A 17,357-nucleotide genomic window follows, 5' to 3' on the forward strand; every position below is an offset into this window, starting at 1 on the left:
TGAGAATAAGAATTAATTAAATATATTGTATAACTTTTTTTGTATTAAGTAAAAAGATTATGAAAAAAATGAATTTGCTCGTAATGAGCTTGGTTTCAGCCGCAGCTTTGTCTTTCACTAGCTGCAGCAGTAATGATGATTTGGATGGTAACAAAGCAGGTCAGGCTAAGGTAGATCAGTTCTACATGACATTGACCATTCAGACTCCTAACAGCAATGGTACAAGAACTTCATTAAAAAATGATCTTGCCGCAACAGCTGCAGAGTCTGATGTAACAAGTGGTACATTCTACTTGGTTGATGCCAACAACGAGATTGTGTTCACTCACACTATCAGCAAAGATGAGTGGGCAGAAAAGAAGAATCCTACACAGGGCACAAATGGTAAGACTACACTTCAGGTTCCTGTAAAAAATGTAACTGCAGGTACAAAATATAGTGTATATTTCCTGGCTAACACAGCAAGTGAGTCACCACTTACAGATGTTTTTACTTCTAATAACAAGTTTGCTACAGAATACTCTAAAGCTAACAACTTCGCTATGTTCAACCAGAACGATGCAGACGTAAAGGGAAACAGCCATACTGTTGTTTTCACATCTGACAACAAGGATGCAAATTCTGCAGCAAAGGTTAGCAGCACTATCAATATCGAGCGTCTCACAGCACGTATTGATGAGCCAAAGTCTGAGGCATCTGCCATTAAGCCTTACGCTGTAGATGCTAATGCTAGCGATGAGGAAAAGAAAGCTAACGCAAATGCTGTCAAGGCAGTTAAGAGCTTAAAATTGACAAGTTATGCCATCTCAAATGTTGCCAACAAGACAAATGTTATGCAGCAGTGGGCTGATGCAACTACCCTTTCAATTCCAACTGGTATCACTTACTTCCAGCCAACAACAGAATTCGGTACAAAGACTTTGCTTCAGAACTATAACTACTTCAATGCTGTAACAACAGATAGATCACAAAAGGATTATATCTTCGAGAACAACTCTAGTGATGCTGCAACTTCTATGTACTTCGAGTACACAGTAGAGCTCAGTGATGACTATAAGACAAATGCAGACTTCGAGGATGGTACATTCTATCGTTACAACAAGGTTATCTATAGCAGAATCCAGGACATCATCGACGCTTACAAAGATCAAAAGGCTATCTTTAATGGCCAGACCAAAGATGCAGTTGTTGACGAATTGAAAGCTGCTAAAAATGACGCAACAGATCCAGAGGCTAAGCTGGATGAATTCCGCAAGAAGTATGATATCGAGGTCTTCAACGCTGGTAAGACATACTATGTTCAGAAGATTAAAGATCAGTATCTCGGTGTAGCCAACACTATCCAGCGTAACAGCATCTACCTGTTAAATGTAAAGAACATATTTAATGTTGGTGCCCAGGTTCCTAATGGTGGTCCAGATGACCGTACATTGTACTATCTCGATGTTGAGGTTTCTGTTAACCCTTGGATTCTCAACAACCAGGACGTTGATTTGAAGTAATATTCCGTCATACCAGAAAGATAAAATATAAATACTTATATATATACCAAGACTCTCGGGGGAGCAATCCTCCTCCGAGAGTTTATCAATCAAACGTTCGTTCTGAAAAGAACGAAAACATTCTTAAAAGATAACTAACATTGCCGCCCATGTATAAAAGGTGGGAGATACAAAGACGTGCCGTCATAACCCCAACCCGAAAGACTGGCACTTTTCATCCTTAGATAATAACGATGCCGAAGGCAACGAAACAGAGAGCTGATGAAGCAAAAATTTTCGCTACCTACGGCACTCTCTATATAAAATAAGTAAAAGTAAAAGATTATAAAAGATAAAGAATATGGCACATTTCCTCAACAACAAATGTTGCAAGCTGGTTTGCATCTCAGCCATCGCACTCACTTCTCTTTCATCATGCATGAAAGATGATATCACGGGCTGCCCTACAGCTAAGTTGTCGCTCAAATTCGACTATACTTATAATGTGAAAGAGGCAGATGCTTTCTCTGCAGAGGTGAAGAACCTCAACGTTTATGTATTCGACAAGAACGGTAAGTTCGTAGATAACTATACCGAGTCGGCTGACAAGTTTGAAACAGGTCATAAGATGGAAATCACAGACCTGCAAGCAGGCAAGTATACCTTCGTCTGCCTGGCTCGTGACAAGCAGCCTGCCGCAATGGGAACAAGAGCCGAAGGTGATGATGAGACCGAGTTTAGTTTTACTAAACTTACCCCAGGTATCTCTACCATCAACGACCTGCAAGAGGAAATGGGCAAAAAAAACGAAGAAGAATTCGTAAACGACAAGCACTTCACCGCACTCTATACCGCACAGGACTCCCTCAACTTTGATGGAGAAAACGATGTGCAGGGAAAATTGAGTCTGATGAAGTGTACCAAGACATACCGAGTGGTGATGCTCCCATTCGAACCCGACCAGGAAGGATTCACAGCCGAAAACTTCGATGTAGAAATCAAAGGTTCCGCTGCCCTACTCGACTATAAGGGCGACAAGGTTAAGCCAAAGGCAATCACCTATCTTCCTTATGAGAAGAAACTGGTAGAAAACCACAGCGGCAAGACCGAGGTAGAAGGCGAAGACGTAGAAAAGGCGCTGGTTTACGACCTGTCATCATCACGTATGTTCGAAACCAAAGATGACAACAAGAGTCGCGCTGCCGACGGATCCAGCCAATATGATGACAAGCGCATCGTCATCACAGACAAGCGCATCAACAAAGTCATCTTCAACCACTCCCTGCCTTGGTTCCTCTCACTCTGTGCCAGCGACCGCTACGGCAAAGACTGGAGCGACCAGCAGTATCTGGACCGTCAGGACCATTACACTCTGGTATTCTACGTGCCAGCTCCAAGTTCTACCTACAGCATGGATGCAAGAATCAAGGTAAACAACTGGGTTCTGAATCTTCAGAATGCCGACCTGGGAAAATAAGAAAAGAAAGAAGTATAAGTAAAAGAAAGAAAACATGAAACGCTATCAATCTACTCTGACCAAGATGACACGCCCAGTGTGTATGGCACTCGCTGCTTTGCTCATGGTAGGCGCAATGGCATCCTGTTCAGAGAATGAAAATACAGAAACTGCTCTAGGCGACAATGCCTATCTGAGCCTCAGTTTCTCTACCGGCACCGGAAACAGTACCAGAGCCGGAGAAACTAGCGGAAAGGCTCTTGCCGACAATGAGACTGACGCAAATCCTACTCAGGAGAACGACATCCATAATATCAAGGTATGGGTGTTCAAATCAAATACCGGCGATGAAGCCACTCCTATCTCTTATAAAGCAGAGACGCTGAGCGAAGTGAAGAACGGTAACTATACCCTGAGCCTCCGATTCCTGAGAAAGATTGGCGGCCAAGAAGTAAAGAACATCGACCTTTACATCCTGGCAAACTCTGAGAGCATCAACATGCCGGACCAGATAAAAGGCAAAGATCTCAGTTCTGTAACCCGCAAAGATCTGAAAGAAGTCTGCTTTACCTCACCTTTCGGTATCAATAGCGACGGAAATGCAGAAACAAAAGAAGTGCCAGCCGGAAAGGGACTCCCTATCTCCCGTGCCATCACCAAGATTTCTGTAGACAGTCATGTGGCTGATACAGAAGAAGGAGCCAAAGCCAAAGGTATCAGGATTCCTTTGGTGCGCGCCGTTTCGAAACTCCATTTTTACTTTGCCCGCAAATCGGGTTCTGATGCCAATACCAGTCAGGTAAAGGTAACAAAAATAGAGGTAGAAGGAAACACCATTCCTACTGCCAGCTATGTTTTTCCCGACGAAGCGACATATAACGAGAATGGTTACAACCAGAACGTAACCAGCCAGAAATACGACAACGCAGGTACAGATTACGTATCAAACACTCTGAAACTGGCAGGTGTAGAGAACAAGGATATCAAGGAAGTGGATAATCCTGAGAGTTTCATCAAAAAGAGTAATCAGTCTGCCCAGGAATATCTGGATGCTTTTAAACAGGCAGGCATTGGTTCCCACAATCTCTGTTATCTCCGTGAGACCAACAAAGCCATCCGAGGCACCATCTGGTATTCATTAGATGGCGGAGCAACCGAGAAGCACGAGACCTTCAATATTCCTTCTGAAGGAAATGCCATCAGAAACAGAGAACTGGTAGTTTATGGTTATTTCCTCAACGGACAGATGGGCAAGCTCACCGTTACTCCATCTATTCAGGAATGGCAGGATGGAGGAACATTCGATTTCATCGATGCCTCTACGAATGTTGAAATCCCTGACAGCGGAAAGACAGACTGGGGGTACAAGGTATATTACGGTTTCCCTAAACGAGGATCGATGATTACGCTCCAGGATATCGATACCAAAGGTAAGCCTTGGATTCTCCAGACAGACAACCCGATGTTCGGATTCGTACAATGCGATAAGGATGGCAACTATCCGGAAGAGACGCCTTACTACAATCCCGAAATCACACAGAATAATGATGGAAAGAATCCGGTAGGAAAAACCTACAAGATAGAGGATTTCATCATCAATCAAAGTGGTGAGAAGAAGACACTCTACTTCTATGTCGTGCCAAAGAACAGACTGGATCTGGCAAAGCCACACAATGTAAAGGCGCAGGTTTTCCTGACCAAATATCCAAACGATAAGTTTGTCCTGAATCCAAGTTTCAAATATAATGGATGTAAAGAGGGCAAATTCGCCGGTAAGGATATTCACTTTGAACAAGTTTTATAAAGACAACAGAAAATAACATTCATCATGAAGAAGTTATATATAGACATAAGATTCGCAAAATGCATCTTGGCTCTTACGGCAGGATGGCTCATGGCAGGATGCTCAGCTGAAGACGAACTGGAAAACGGTTCGGCTACACAACAGCTGAGCATGACTCCCATGGTCAACGACCTGCAGACCACAAGAGTGAAGGAAGAAGAGAATCTTCATGAAAAAACTCTGTCTTCTCTTGACTTTAAGATGTTCGAACCAACATCCAGCGAACGCAGAATAGACAGTCTGTTCGACACCCCTGCAGAGAACAAAGCAGAGGAACTGGGTTCGGGCGACTGGAAATCGACACTCCATCTTGATGTGAATAATACTTATCCTTACTATGCAGTAGCCAATGCAAAGGAAAATCTCAAGGGTAAGAATCTGAAAGAACTCCTTGCCAGTACCCAGCAGGATGATGACATCTGGAAGCCAGCTACCATGGTAAACGACAAGAAATTCCTGATGAGCAGCCAAGGTAAGTATTCCATCACCCAAGATCCGGAACAGGATATTCCGGTAGAACTGGTGAGAGCGGCAGCCAAAATCAAGCTGAACATCTCTTCTACGGTGAAGGATTACAAAATAACAAAAGTAATGTGGAAGTTCATCAATTACAATACCAATACAGCTATCTTTGCCAATCAACCTGCTGATCAGAATATCAAAAAAAATATTCAGGAGAATAAGGCTACAGCAGAGAAAGACGAAAATGGTAATGATATTTATAAGATAACAACTTACAGCTATTCCACAACATGGAACGGGAAAGATGATATGCCACAGTTTGTTGCAGCTGTTACCTTCGAAAGTGCAGATGCAAAGACAACCATTATCAAGAATCTGGTTATCCCTGTGCGTGATCCACAAGGCGAAAAGAAGCTGGAGCGCAACTATATCTATACCGTCAATGCAGTCATCAAGTATCTGGATACCAAGACAGATATTGATTACGATGGAAAGGAAGACTATCTGCAATGGGCGATTACCAAATGGACCGTAGGTGAAGATACCCACGTCAATGCGGATGGGGCAAGCTATCTGGTGGTATCTCCTACTGCCATAGATATAAAAGGTGGTGAAAGCAATGATTTTACAGATTACACTATGCGTTGGTTTGCATCTTATGAATGTGACATTGAGAATCCAACTACTTATTATTTTGACAGATATGGTAATAAGCAGTCCGGACAGGATGGACAGATCAAGGCAAATTTCGAAGAGTCTACAGGAAATCGCTATAGAGGATGGATAGACGTACATGCTGGAGCTCCATCATACTGTACTATTCAATATTCCTATTTTAACATCAAAGTTAGAAACGCAGACAAAAAACAGGAAATAGCCGTAAGAAAGTATCCTTCAGTCTATTCAATGAATGTAAGAAGCGAAGGTACAAATGATTTTGAAGAGAAGAATCATCTGTACACGATACAGTTCTCCAGCAACAAGTATGCTACAGATTACACCATAGCCAAACCTGTAGTCAACAATGAGAATAAATCTGCAGACAATACGGTATCTCCTGCTTACATCCTTGCATCAACCGCAAAGGGTGAAAAAAGCGCCAAGGATAATCAGGCTGCAAGAGATTACTGTAAAAAGTATCAGGAAAAGGCTACGACTTATAAGAATGAGAGTCTCGAACTGAAAGGTTGGCGACTTCCTACAAAGGAAGAAATCAACAGAATCTATAAGTTAGGCAACGAAGATAAGGCTATAGGCAAACACCTGCTGAGAGGCGAATACTATTGGACGCTGGATGGAGACAAGACCGAGAGAAACGGCAACAACCCGCAGAGCGGTACCTACGTTCGCTGCGTCCACGACCTGACTCAGGGAGAAATAGGACTGATAGAGAAACAAGGTGAAAAGTAAAGAAGGTAAATGACATGAAAGAAATAAAATTATATATCGGAATCATAGCAGTCCTGTTAACAGCAATGTTGACAGGCTGTTCTGACAGTATAGCCGACAGCGAACCTTCTAAAGACGAAACCGAAGAAGGTTACTACACAGCCAGTTTCAATGTATCCATCCCCAACTTCGAACAACAGGTAACCCGAAGCACCGTGTTCATGAATGAAGGAATTCAGAAAGACAGCATGAAACTCTTCTGCTTTGATAATGAAGGTCAGTTTATAGGTTTCGGCAAGGTTAAACAGTTTAAAGAAATCAAAGGATTCACAAGAGACAATAATGGTACAATTCATGATAATGGAGACATTCATCTGGATGGAAGCACAGAACCTCATAATTTCTTTGCAACCATACCAAACCAAACGTCCCGTATCCATCTGGTTGCCAACACTGGAAGCCAATACCAAACCATCAACTGGGGCAACCAGGCAAATTGGGTAGGTATGCATGAGAATATGCTCATGACTACATTTGAAACAGAACATGGTGAAAACCAGGCTGCCTATATACGCTATTGGGGATATATCAAGAAAGACTCTCCAGAAGAACTGAAAGAGTATCTGAAACCAGATAACAAAAAGAAAGATTATATCATTCATCTCATCAGAGACAGAGCGAAGATTTCTGCAGACTGGAGCGATTCGGTAAAGAAAGCAAATCCTGGTATAATAAACGACTTTAAAATGACAGTCATCAATGGTGTGGCTTACGGAACGCTGGCTCCCTTCAACAGAGACAGTCTGTTATTCAACCCTACTACAGGAGATGATGAGTGGGAATGGAAGGTAAATTATGTTACCCCAGCCATCAACACCCGAAGACTGAAAGGTGATGTTGGTCAGATGTTCAACCCGACAGGTGCTTTCGAAGAGCACAATCTGCCAACAGATCCTGCTAAAGTGATTTTATGGCATGATGGCCTCTATTACCTGATTTACTTACAGGACAGTAATAATAAGCCATACGCCATCAAGCGTAATTATGAATATAAAATCATCATTGATAAGCTGGATAAGAGCTATGGCAATTCTAATTCTGAGGTAGCACTGAAAAGTGCACCGGCAAACAACCCTTGGATTAGAGTAGAACAGATTGTACCGGGCGTTACTGATGGAAATTACGAACTGGCTATCGTCGGAGGTACTTATAAGACTGTAAATACAGGTGAAAATACTGAGCAGACGGTACAGTTCACTTATAAGGGTAGCGATGCCGAAACGAAGCAACCTACCGATTTCGAGGCTTTATGGACTGAGAATCTGACATACGCAACTGCAGATGCCCCAGTGGTTACCAACTATACTTATAACAAAGCTTCAAAGACCGGTACCGGTACCATCACCTATAGGCTGGACAAGATAGACAAGACGTGGCGAGAGGGCATCATACACCTCATCGACAAAGTGCATGGACTCAACAGAAGCATCCATCTCTATAGTGTGAGTGAGGCTAATTATGACTTCAAAAATGCCGTTAATATAAGTGCAACATTGAACAGCGAAGGAGATTTCACCATCACCATTCCTAAGGATTATCCTGACGGACTGCTGCCTGTGAATTTCAAAATCGCATCCAATGATATCAATCCAGAAGACTGGAAGGTAGAAATAGGTGATACTCAAGCCGAAACGGAAGGCAACTGCAAAACAGGCAGCTGGTTTACCTATAAGGCTGAAGTAATCAGGAGGAATTCAGGAACTCTTCTGGAGGAAGGAGAAAGAACCTATATATATACCTTTAAGTTGAGAAATGTGCGCAGCAATGCCAAAAAAGATGACAAGGGATGCTTCTGGCTGAAGGCTGATAACTTCAACCAAGGAAAGGCCAAGAAGTTTGAATTCACCTATAAGTAGTAAGTCTTAGAAAAGTTTAGTTCATATATCTGTATCGGGGCGCATATCGTTTCAAAATTTAAATGCCCCAAATATCAATGAAATAGGTAATAAAATAATTATCATTTACTATACAAATAATATGCGGGAACCAATAAATTAAACTAGACTGGTCGTTGGAACTATAGTTGCCGAGGTGATCTCACCTTCTATAGTTCCGCGGCTTTTTTTATATAAAAAACCTTGCCACTTTCAATTTTATTTTGTAATTTTGCACCCGTTAGTAATATCATTAATTCCAATATAAAGATGATGGCAAGATTCATATTCCTCAGTTTCTTCATGCTGGTTGGAGCCTTAGCCCCAACCAAGGCTCAGAACAGTTTCCCATACCCTGCTCTGCCAGACAGTCTGCGCAGCGTAGAGCAACGCGCAACATACCTGAGCGAGCACTATTGGGACAACTTCAACTTTTCCGATACCCTGGAACTGGCAAACAAGGAGATGACAGAACAGGGCTTTGTCAACTTCATCGATATTCTGGCACGTTTCGACCAGGAAATAGCCCAGAAGGGTATTGCTGCCTTTACAGCCAAAGCTTACCAGCAGAAGCCATCTAAAGAGAAGTTTGAAAGCCTCATCGAGCATTATTATGAGAACCCTGAGTCGCCCATGCGCAACGACAGGGTATATGCCCTATTTCTGGAAGACATGGCTAAATCGCCATACTTCGATGAAACCGAGAAAGAAAGAATAGGATTTAAACTGAAACAGGCAAGAAAGAACTTGCCTGGCACACAGGCTACCAATATCAGTTTTATGCAGGAAGACGGCAAGCCTCATCAGTTGAGCGATTACCGGGGAAAGAAGGTTATCTTATATTTCTACGATCCTGACTGCGAGAACTGCCACAAGATATCTGCATGGCTAGACAAACAGACAATACCAGCCGGCTTCAGTCTGCTCCGCATCGTAGCAGATAACCGCTTGAGCACGATTTACGGGCTCAAAGCCATGCCAACCATTTACCTGTTGGATAAAGAGAATAAGGTGATATTAAAAGACTGTACACCAGAACAGCTCATGGAAGCATTACGGGGAAATGAAAACAGAAAGTAAAACTAGACTGGTCGAAAGAAGCGACATCTGTTATTGAATAAACATATCATTTACTATCATTTGTCTTAACTTCGTATATTATATATCAACATACCATTCATTATAATTGTAACTTCATATCATTTATTATATATCTGAATTGCATTTTACTATTTATATGTATCTTAATTAGCTCGGGAAGAGTCATACTTCAACTTGAACTCCTCACGGACGTGATCATTGCGCATTACAACAACCACATAGTCACCATCCTTAACTGTTCCTACCTTGGCAACAAGCGTATAATAACCATACTGACCAGACTTTCCATAATCACCTGTTTCTGTAATGATTAACTTCTTGCCAACCAACTGAGTTGCAAACTTGATATTTGTACCTTGGTCGAAGATTACATTCTTATGAGTCAGCATCAGCTGACCACCCGGAAGAACCTTGCAAACCAACTTCTCATCATTCTCAGCCTTACTGTTAGACTCCTCGCTTACGGCAGAGCCCGCAGTCATGGAATAGCTGAGCAAAGAGAAACCTGACTCATCGGTGGTAACGCGACTAACTGTTTCACCCATTTCATCGTCAGATGCACTGCAACTTACAAATCCTATTGTCATCATAGTCATAGCGATGACCATCATAAAATACTTCTTCATAGTTATACCATTTACTAATTGTTTTCATTATCATTTAAACCAGTCATCTTCAGATTCCAGCCTTTCGGCCATTACCATCCGATGCTTTAAAAACAAACACCTTTCGGTTTAAATCATCTTTTACAATTACACAAATGATATGTTGGGAGGAGTGATATCATTTACTATTGGTTATCATTTACTATTGGTTATCATTTACTATTGCTTATCATTTACTATAGGGCTTATACCCCTCTTACATGTCCTGTTCTTTCGTTTGAACATTGCAAATATAGGAAAAAAGTCAATAAGATGCAAGTTTTCTTAGTTAAATAATGTAAAGATTTCATGTTATCGTGCACAATACGCATTACATGCTGACAGATTGTATGATTGCGAGAAAAAAGGGGATAAAACAAAAGCGGGAACCCTTTCGGATTCCCGCTCATATCTTGTGTTGTAAAATCTCGAAGATTAGTCGAGGTTAGCCAACTTGTTGTCAGAATGAAGAACATCCTTGATCTTGTGGCTATAGAGGTCAACCATGTACTCACGAGCCTTACCGCAGTACTGACGTGGGTCGAAGTACTCTGGGTGAAGAGCCAATGTCTCACGAACACCTGCTGTGAAAGCAAGACGAGAGTCAGAGTCGATGTTGATCTTGCAAACAGCGCTCTCAGAAGCCTTAGTCAACTGCTCCTCTGGGATACCAACTGCATCTGGCAACTTACCACCGAACTTGTTGATAATTTCAACATACTCCTGAGGAACTGAAGAAGAACCGTGGAGAACGATAGGGAAACCAGGAAGCTGCTCCTCAACTGCTGCCAATACGTCGAATGCCAATGGAGGAGGAACGAGGTGACCAGTCTTAGGGTCACGTGTGCACTGCTCTGGCTTGAACTTGTAAGCACCGTGAGAAGTACCGATAGAGATAGCCAATGAATCAACACCTGTACGTGTAGCGAAATCTACAACCTCCTCAGGCTTTGTATAGTGAGACTCCTCAGCTACTACGTCATCCTCAACACCAGCGAGGACACCGAGCTCACCCTCTACAGTTACACCGAACTGATGAGCGTAATCAACAACCTTCTTTGTCAATGCAATGTTCTCCTCGTATGGAAGTGCAGAACCATCGATCATTACAGAAGAGAAACCGAAATCTACACAGTCTTTACATGTCTCGAAGCTATCACCGTGATCGAGGTGAAGAACGATCTCAGGATGGTTGCAACCCAACTCCTTTGCATACTCTACAGCACCCTCTGCCATGTAGCGGAGCAATGTAGGGTTAGCATACTTACGAGCACCCTTAGATACCTGAAGGATAACTGGTGACTTCAAGTTTGAAGAAGCCTGGATGATAGCCTGGAGCTGCTCCAAGTTATTGAAGTTGAAAGCAGGAACGGCCCAACCGCCCTTGATAGCTCTTGCGAACATGTCCTTAGTGTTCACAAGACCGATTTTCTTGTAATCTACTGCCATAATTTTACTTAATTTATTGTTTAATGAAACATTCTTTTTTTTCATATATATAATAAGGTGTAGAACTTATGAGGCTCTTTCCTTACCGAGTGCAAATTTACCTTTTTCTTTTGAGACAGCAAAATGATAATTCGATTTTTCGTGTTGCAATCGAGTTAAAAAAGTTAATTCCGCACCAATACCCTACAAAACACAAAGCTTTTGCTAAACGCAGTTAGCAATTTAACATCTTTATATTTACATCTTTCTACCCAACCGCCAGTTACTTCTTGGCAAGTTTATATTCACGAGCCGCATAAGCCAGAACGATGACAAATCCTATGAGCGGTACCAGGAAAGGAAGTGTGAAATGAGTACGGTCGGCGATGAGTCCCATCAACAGAAAACCGCAACCTCCTATTGGCGTCATCATCAGAAGTGAAGAGGCAGTCTTGGTAAGGTTGCCCAAACCCGTGAGGGCGATACTGAAGATGGTAGGGAACATGATGGCCTCGAACATATAGTTGCAAAGCAGGGCTACCAGCGATAGCTTACCCAGATTTGACAGGACTAAAAGTATACAGACAACACACCCCACAGCGCAGATCAGCAACATCGTTGTTGCCTTGATTCGGCGCATAATCCAGGAACCGAGGAATCTGCCTACCATAAAGAATGCCAGCGCACAAGTCAGGGCTACGGAAGCCGTGCGGTCGTCCATCCATTTCATGCCCGTAACGAAATTGATGAAGTAGGAATTGATTGAAATCTCTGCCACTTCATAGCTCAGCAAAGCCAGAAGTCCAAACACGAACATCTTGTGATGGGAAAAGAGTTTGCTGATATTAGAACCGGCTGCCTCATCTTCTGCTGTTGCCACATGACTGATTTCCGGTAAATCTACACGTGAGAAAACCAGAGCTATCACCAGCACCAGAATACCCAGAATGGTATAAGGCACCACCACATTGCCGCCCTCTTCGGTCTGGTTGAAGAGGAACTGACCGATGCAAAGTGTGGCAAAAATACCACCCAATCCATTAAACGACTGCGATAAGTTCAGTCGGCTGGTAGCCGTTTCCTTGGCACCCAGTTCGGTAACATAGGGATTGGCGGCTGTTTCCAGAAATACCAAACCGCACCCGATAATGAAAAGGCAGAGCAGGAATGCTGAGAAACTGCCCACCGTAGCACCCGGGATAAAGAGCAAGGCGCCCACACCAAAGAGGAGCAGACCGAAGACTACTCCACGGCGATAACCATACCGGTTGATAAAAAAGCCAGCAGGTATTGCCATCAGGAAATAACCCAGATAGGTAGTAACCTGAATAAGGGCGGAATGAGTAATACTGATGTGCAGAGCATTCTGGAAGTGCTTGTTGAGCACATCCAGAATGGCACGAGCGAAGCCCCACAAAAAGAAGAGCGACGTAATGAGAATGAATGGGACAAGATATCTCCTGTCGGTTGTCTGATTTGTATCTGTCTGTTGTTCTGTTAACATATTCATAAGGCATTCATTTTAGCTGGGAACAAAGGTAAGGCTTTTCGATGGAAATTCCAAACTTTCCCAGGATTATTTGTTGTTTATATCAAATATAATTGTCTTTACAGCCAGATGAAATCTCCGTTCATCGACGCTGAACGGCGGTTCAACGTCGCTGAACGGACATTCAACGTCGATGAACGAAGATTTTATCTGATAGTAAATACATCTTTAACTAGAAATAGAACGTTTCTGATGGCTATTCAGAGACAACTCTTCCCGTCATTCCTTCGGAATCAAGACGGCTCCCTCCTGCTTCTTACCATCCATCAGAATTCTCATCGGGTGCTCAAAGCGTACATGACGGACATATTGCGTCTCCTCTACAGCCGGCATTGCATCCAGGATTTCCTTATTTACAAAGCCGCCTTCACCTGTATTTGTATCTACCGTAAAGTATCCCACGCCAAAAGAGGTGAGGTTCTGGAAGAAGTGAGTACCCTGACTAGGATCGATATTGTAATTCTTCAGAGCCACCTCTACGATAACCCGGGCAGCGCTGATATGCGGCCATTTTACAGGTACACCCAGATAATGGTCGCTGGAACCCCAACGGCCAGGACCTATCAGCACATAGTTCTTGCCGTCAGCAAGGAACTTGCGGTTGATTCGTTCTATATCATCGGCTACATAAAAATTATTCATCGCAGAGAAGTGGTCATCATACTTCACATAAACCACATCAACCACATCTTCGCTGATGCCATGACCCAGCGAATTGTGCGAACGCAACAGGCAGTCGGAATCAGGGATAGCCTTCACATCTTCATCAAGCATCTCCTTGGCATCGACGATAGGACGAATCTGAAGAAGATAGAATTCGCAGCTCCTGTCATTATTGATATTGCAGGCAAACTCTATCTCCACAGGTCTGCGCATAGCCCCTGCTCCATACTTCATCGACATCTGCAGTATCTCTGGCAAAGGCACCACTCCATGCTGGAGCACACTTGAGAAGGTTATCAGTTTGCGACCATTCTCATAGACTCCATCATTGATGACCTGATCGTATGGATCGAAAGTAGATGCGATATAGGTAAGGCTCTGGTCTTCTACGGCATCTTTCACCCGAAGTTTAAGAATATTAAAACCATCATCCACCTTGAAATCATTGCCCACATGCTTCATATCCAGCGCATAGAACTGGGTCTGGGTGTCGCGCAGAGCCAGCTCAGTTTCCGATGTCTGGAGCACCTGATTCGGATGGTAAGGACAAACACGAAGGGTCTGACCTCCATCTACGATATATTTACCCAAGCCCAAGGCTAGACTGGCTATACCCTCTTCAGCTTCTTCATCACCTATCGGATAATAATTGAGCGAACGGAGCACACCGCTCATGGTAGGATAAAACCTTGTACCATAGTCTTTACCCACAACCTGCTGCAAGATAACAGCCATCTTTTCCTGATCGATGACATTGCTCGTTGCGGTCATGTAAGCCTTCGAGTCGCGATAGAACACAGAAGCATAGACACCCTTGATGGCACAGGCCAGCATCTGCAGCATCTGATACTTATCTTCCAGATACGGAATCATATAGGTAGAATAAATACCGGCAAACGGCTGATAGTGGGCATCTTCGAGCAGCGAACTTGAACGGATTGCGATAGGACTCCTGGTTGCCTCAAAGAAGGTGAAGAAGTCGGCTATCAGCGAATCGGGCAGCTGGGCATGCAGGAAGTGCTTCAGAATCTCATCGTCGCTAGCATCACTCAAAGCTATCGGATAGAGATTGTTGCTCATCATAAATTCATCAAAGATATCGGTACAGAGCACCACGGTCTTCGGAATCTGCACGGTGGCATTCTCATACTGGTTGAACTCAGGATGGCGCTTGATGATGTTGTCCAGGAATGCAAGACCTCTACCCTTTCCGCCCAGGGAGCCTTCTCCGATACGGGCAAAGTGGGCATACTTGTCAAACTTCATGCGGTCGAAAACAGCCACTACACCGATGTTTTTCATGTGACGATACTGCACGATGGCATCGAAGATAATCTGTCGGTGAGCATCTACATCCTGTAATTTTTCCCAGGTAACATGCTTCAGGAAAGCTGATACAGGGAAGATGGCACGAGCACAAAGCCAACGGCTCATATGGTTGCGGCTGATATGATAGAGCATGGAATCGTTAGGAATATTGAAGATGTTATCCTGCAATTCCTTCAAACTATGAATGCGCATAATCTCCTCATGAGTCTTAGGATCACGGAATATGAAATCGCCAAAGCCCATGTGCTCTTCCATCAGACGGCGAAGATCTACGCTCATCTTCTTCGAGTTCTTGTCAACAAAGCGGAAACCTTCAGCCTCTGCCTTCGCACGGTTCTCACTTTCAGAACTTTCTATGATAAGCGGAACGAAAGGATCGTTCTTCCTGATATAACGGAAAAGTTGCAAACCTGCATCTGGACATTTCTCGCGACCGAAAGTATCCGTACGATGCTTAGGCTTCTCTTCAGGCATCACCTCATTACCAAAAGCTTTGGCAGCACTCTTTAACGGGAAACGTGCATCGCTGATTACACCCAACGTGTTATCAGAATACTTATCATACAGTTTCTGGGCTTCCTCGTAAGTACGAGCCAAAACCACCTTAGGACGGCCACGCATACGCATGGTAGCTGCATGCCGGTTCAGAGCCTCCTGAGAAAAGTTCTTGCTCTGCTCCAATATATAATTATAAAGATTAGGCAATATAGAACTATAGAAACGGATAGAATCTTCTACCAGCAGAATCATCTGCACGCCTGCTTCCTGTATGTCATGTTCAAGATTCATCTTATCCTCTATCAGCTTGATGATAGAAAGAATAAGATTGGTGTTGCCAAGCCAGCAGAAGACATAATCGAAGATACTTAAGTCTTCATTCTGCATACGCTTGGTAATGCCATGAGAGAAAGGCGTAAGAACAACACAATGGATATTGGGAAACTTACCCTTGATGTCGCGCGCTACGTCGAAGGCATCATTATCAGCATTGCCAGGCATGCAAATCACCAGATCAATGACGGTAGAACGAAGCACAGCAGCAGCCTCTTCGGTAGTAGAAACTTGAGTAAAGGTTGGCGGATAGCGGAGCCCCAGCTCCATATATTCATTATATATCTTCTCTTCGATACGTCCATCATCTTCAAGCATGAACGCATCGTAAGGATTGGCTACAATCAGTACATTGTAGATACGGCGCATCATCAGATTCACAAACGATACGTCTTTCAAGTAGAATTTATTCCACTCCTGAGGTATATTATTTTCCATAAATGAAGTTAAAGTTTGTGCAAAGATACTGATTTTCTGAGATTTACTTGCATCTTTCAACATTTTTTTTTATATTTGTGCCATAAAATATGAAGATATGGTTACAAAATCTTTCATCACAGCCATCTTGGCTATATTCAGCCTGGTTCCATGCTACGGACAAAAGCACCAGCACGGCAAGGCATCATATTACTCTAAAAGAGCAACAGGTGCCCGTTCTGCAAGCGGCCAGAGAATACATCATGACAGTTTAACATGCGCACATCGGTTTTATCCCTTCGGAACGCACCTCAAGGTTACAAACCTTAGCAATGGCAAGAGTACTATCGTAAAAGTCATCGACAGAGGGCCGTTTGGAAGAGGTAGAATCATTGACCTATCATGGAAGGCTGCAAAAGAAATTGGTATGATTGCACAAGGCGTAGCTTCTGTAAAAGTTGAAAGGGTGGAAAAACCGATTCCTTACAAGCCAGAGGACACAAAATTGCCTAAAGTTGATTTCGAAGTGGCTGAAACTGAATATGAATTTCCCAACAAATGGGGAACTCCTAACAGGAAAAAGGTAAAACATCACAGCAGTAAAAAAGAAACAAATAAAATTACTTCAAAGGTAATAAATAAAACAGAGCACCATAAAAGCAAAGAGGTGACAAAGGCTGAACTAAAAAAGCAAAATACAGATAAAGCAAAAAGTAAAGAGGGTGTGTCATAAGTCCATGGCGCACCCTTTTCTTTTTTTCTCCTTTTTCCAGATACGGAACTGAAAAAATTGTTTTTATTTACAACAAAGCCCAAACTTTCACAAGCTC

General features: G+C 43.0%; 11 protein-coding genes. 7 read left to right on the plus strand and 4 right to left on the minus strand.

Going from position 1 to position 17,357, the window contains the following annotated elements:
* Positions 1-59: 59 nt before the first annotated feature.
* From DWV53_RS00530 to DWV53_RS00555, 6 genes are all read left to right on the plus strand, one after another.
* Positions 60-1,502: an Mfa1 family fimbria major subunit gene (locus DWV53_RS00530; protein WP_118150899.1), complete on the plus strand. Its 1,443-nt coding sequence runs from the start codon at positions 60-62 to the stop codon at positions 1,500-1,502.
* A 340-nt stretch (positions 1,503-1,842) separates the two neighbouring features.
* Positions 1,843-2,958, plus strand: a complete 1,116-nt coding sequence (locus DWV53_RS00535; protein ID WP_118150901.1) for a FimB/Mfa2 family fimbrial subunit — start codon at positions 1,843-1,845, stop codon at positions 2,956-2,958.
* Between the two features lie 34 nt (positions 2,959-2,992).
* Complete coding sequence (locus DWV53_RS00540; protein WP_118150903.1) at positions 2,993-4,741, plus strand: hypothetical protein; 1,749 nt, start codon at positions 2,993-2,995, stop codon at positions 4,739-4,741.
* 24 nt (positions 4,742-4,765) lie between these two features.
* Positions 4,766-6,652, plus strand: a complete 1,887-nt coding sequence (locus DWV53_RS00545) for a hypothetical protein (RefSeq protein ID WP_118150905.1) — start codon at positions 4,766-4,768, stop codon at positions 6,650-6,652.
* Positions 6,653-6,666: 14 nt separating this feature from the next.
* Positions 6,667-8,547 (plus strand): hypothetical protein, encoded by a 1,881-nt coding sequence (locus tag DWV53_RS00550; RefSeq protein ID WP_147468707.1) that lies wholly within the window; start codon positions 6,667-6,669, stop codon positions 8,545-8,547.
* Between the two features lie 291 nt (positions 8,548-8,838).
* The gene (locus tag DWV53_RS00555; RefSeq protein WP_181992366.1) at positions 8,839-9,645 is read left to right on the plus strand and encodes a DUF5106 domain-containing protein; all 807 of its coding nucleotides are present in this window, start codon (positions 8,839-8,841) and stop codon (positions 9,643-9,645) included.
* 164 nt (positions 9,646-9,809) lie between these two features.
* Here the strand turns inward: DWV53_RS00555 and DWV53_RS00560 are convergent, their stop codons facing one another.
* From DWV53_RS00560 to DWV53_RS00575, 4 genes are all read right to left on the minus strand, one after another.
* Positions 9,810-10,292: a hypothetical protein gene (locus tag DWV53_RS00560; protein ID WP_118150910.1), complete on the minus strand. Its 483-nt coding sequence runs from the start codon at positions 10,290-10,292 to the stop codon at positions 9,810-9,812.
* 453 nt (positions 10,293-10,745) lie between these two features.
* On the minus strand, positions 10,746-11,759 hold the full coding sequence (locus tag DWV53_RS00565; protein ID WP_040553598.1) for a class II fructose-bisphosphate aldolase: 1,014 nt from the start codon (positions 11,757-11,759) through the stop codon (positions 10,746-10,748).
* Between the two features lie 262 nt (positions 11,760-12,021).
* Entirely contained in the window at positions 12,022-13,248 is a 1,227-nt protein-coding gene (locus DWV53_RS00570; RefSeq protein WP_118150912.1) for a sugar MFS transporter, read from the minus strand.
* A gap of 258 nt (positions 13,249-13,506) precedes the next feature.
* Positions 13,507-16,548, minus strand: coding sequence for a PEP/pyruvate-binding domain-containing protein (locus DWV53_RS00575; protein ID WP_118150914.1), 3,042 nt, complete (start codon positions 16,546-16,548; stop codon positions 13,507-13,509).
* Positions 16,549-16,645: 97 nt separating this feature from the next.
* Here DWV53_RS00575 and DWV53_RS00580 point away from each other — a divergent pair, with 97 nt between their 5' ends.
* Positions 16,646-17,260: a septal ring lytic transglycosylase RlpA family protein gene (locus DWV53_RS00580; protein ID WP_118150916.1), complete on the plus strand. Its 615-nt coding sequence runs from the start codon at positions 16,646-16,648 to the stop codon at positions 17,258-17,260.
* Positions 17,261-17,357 lie beyond the last annotated feature (97 nt).

The organism is Segatella copri (assembly GCF_003465495.1).
GTDB classification, from domain to species: domain Bacteria; phylum Bacteroidota; class Bacteroidia; order Bacteroidales; family Bacteroidaceae; genus Prevotella; species Prevotella copri_G.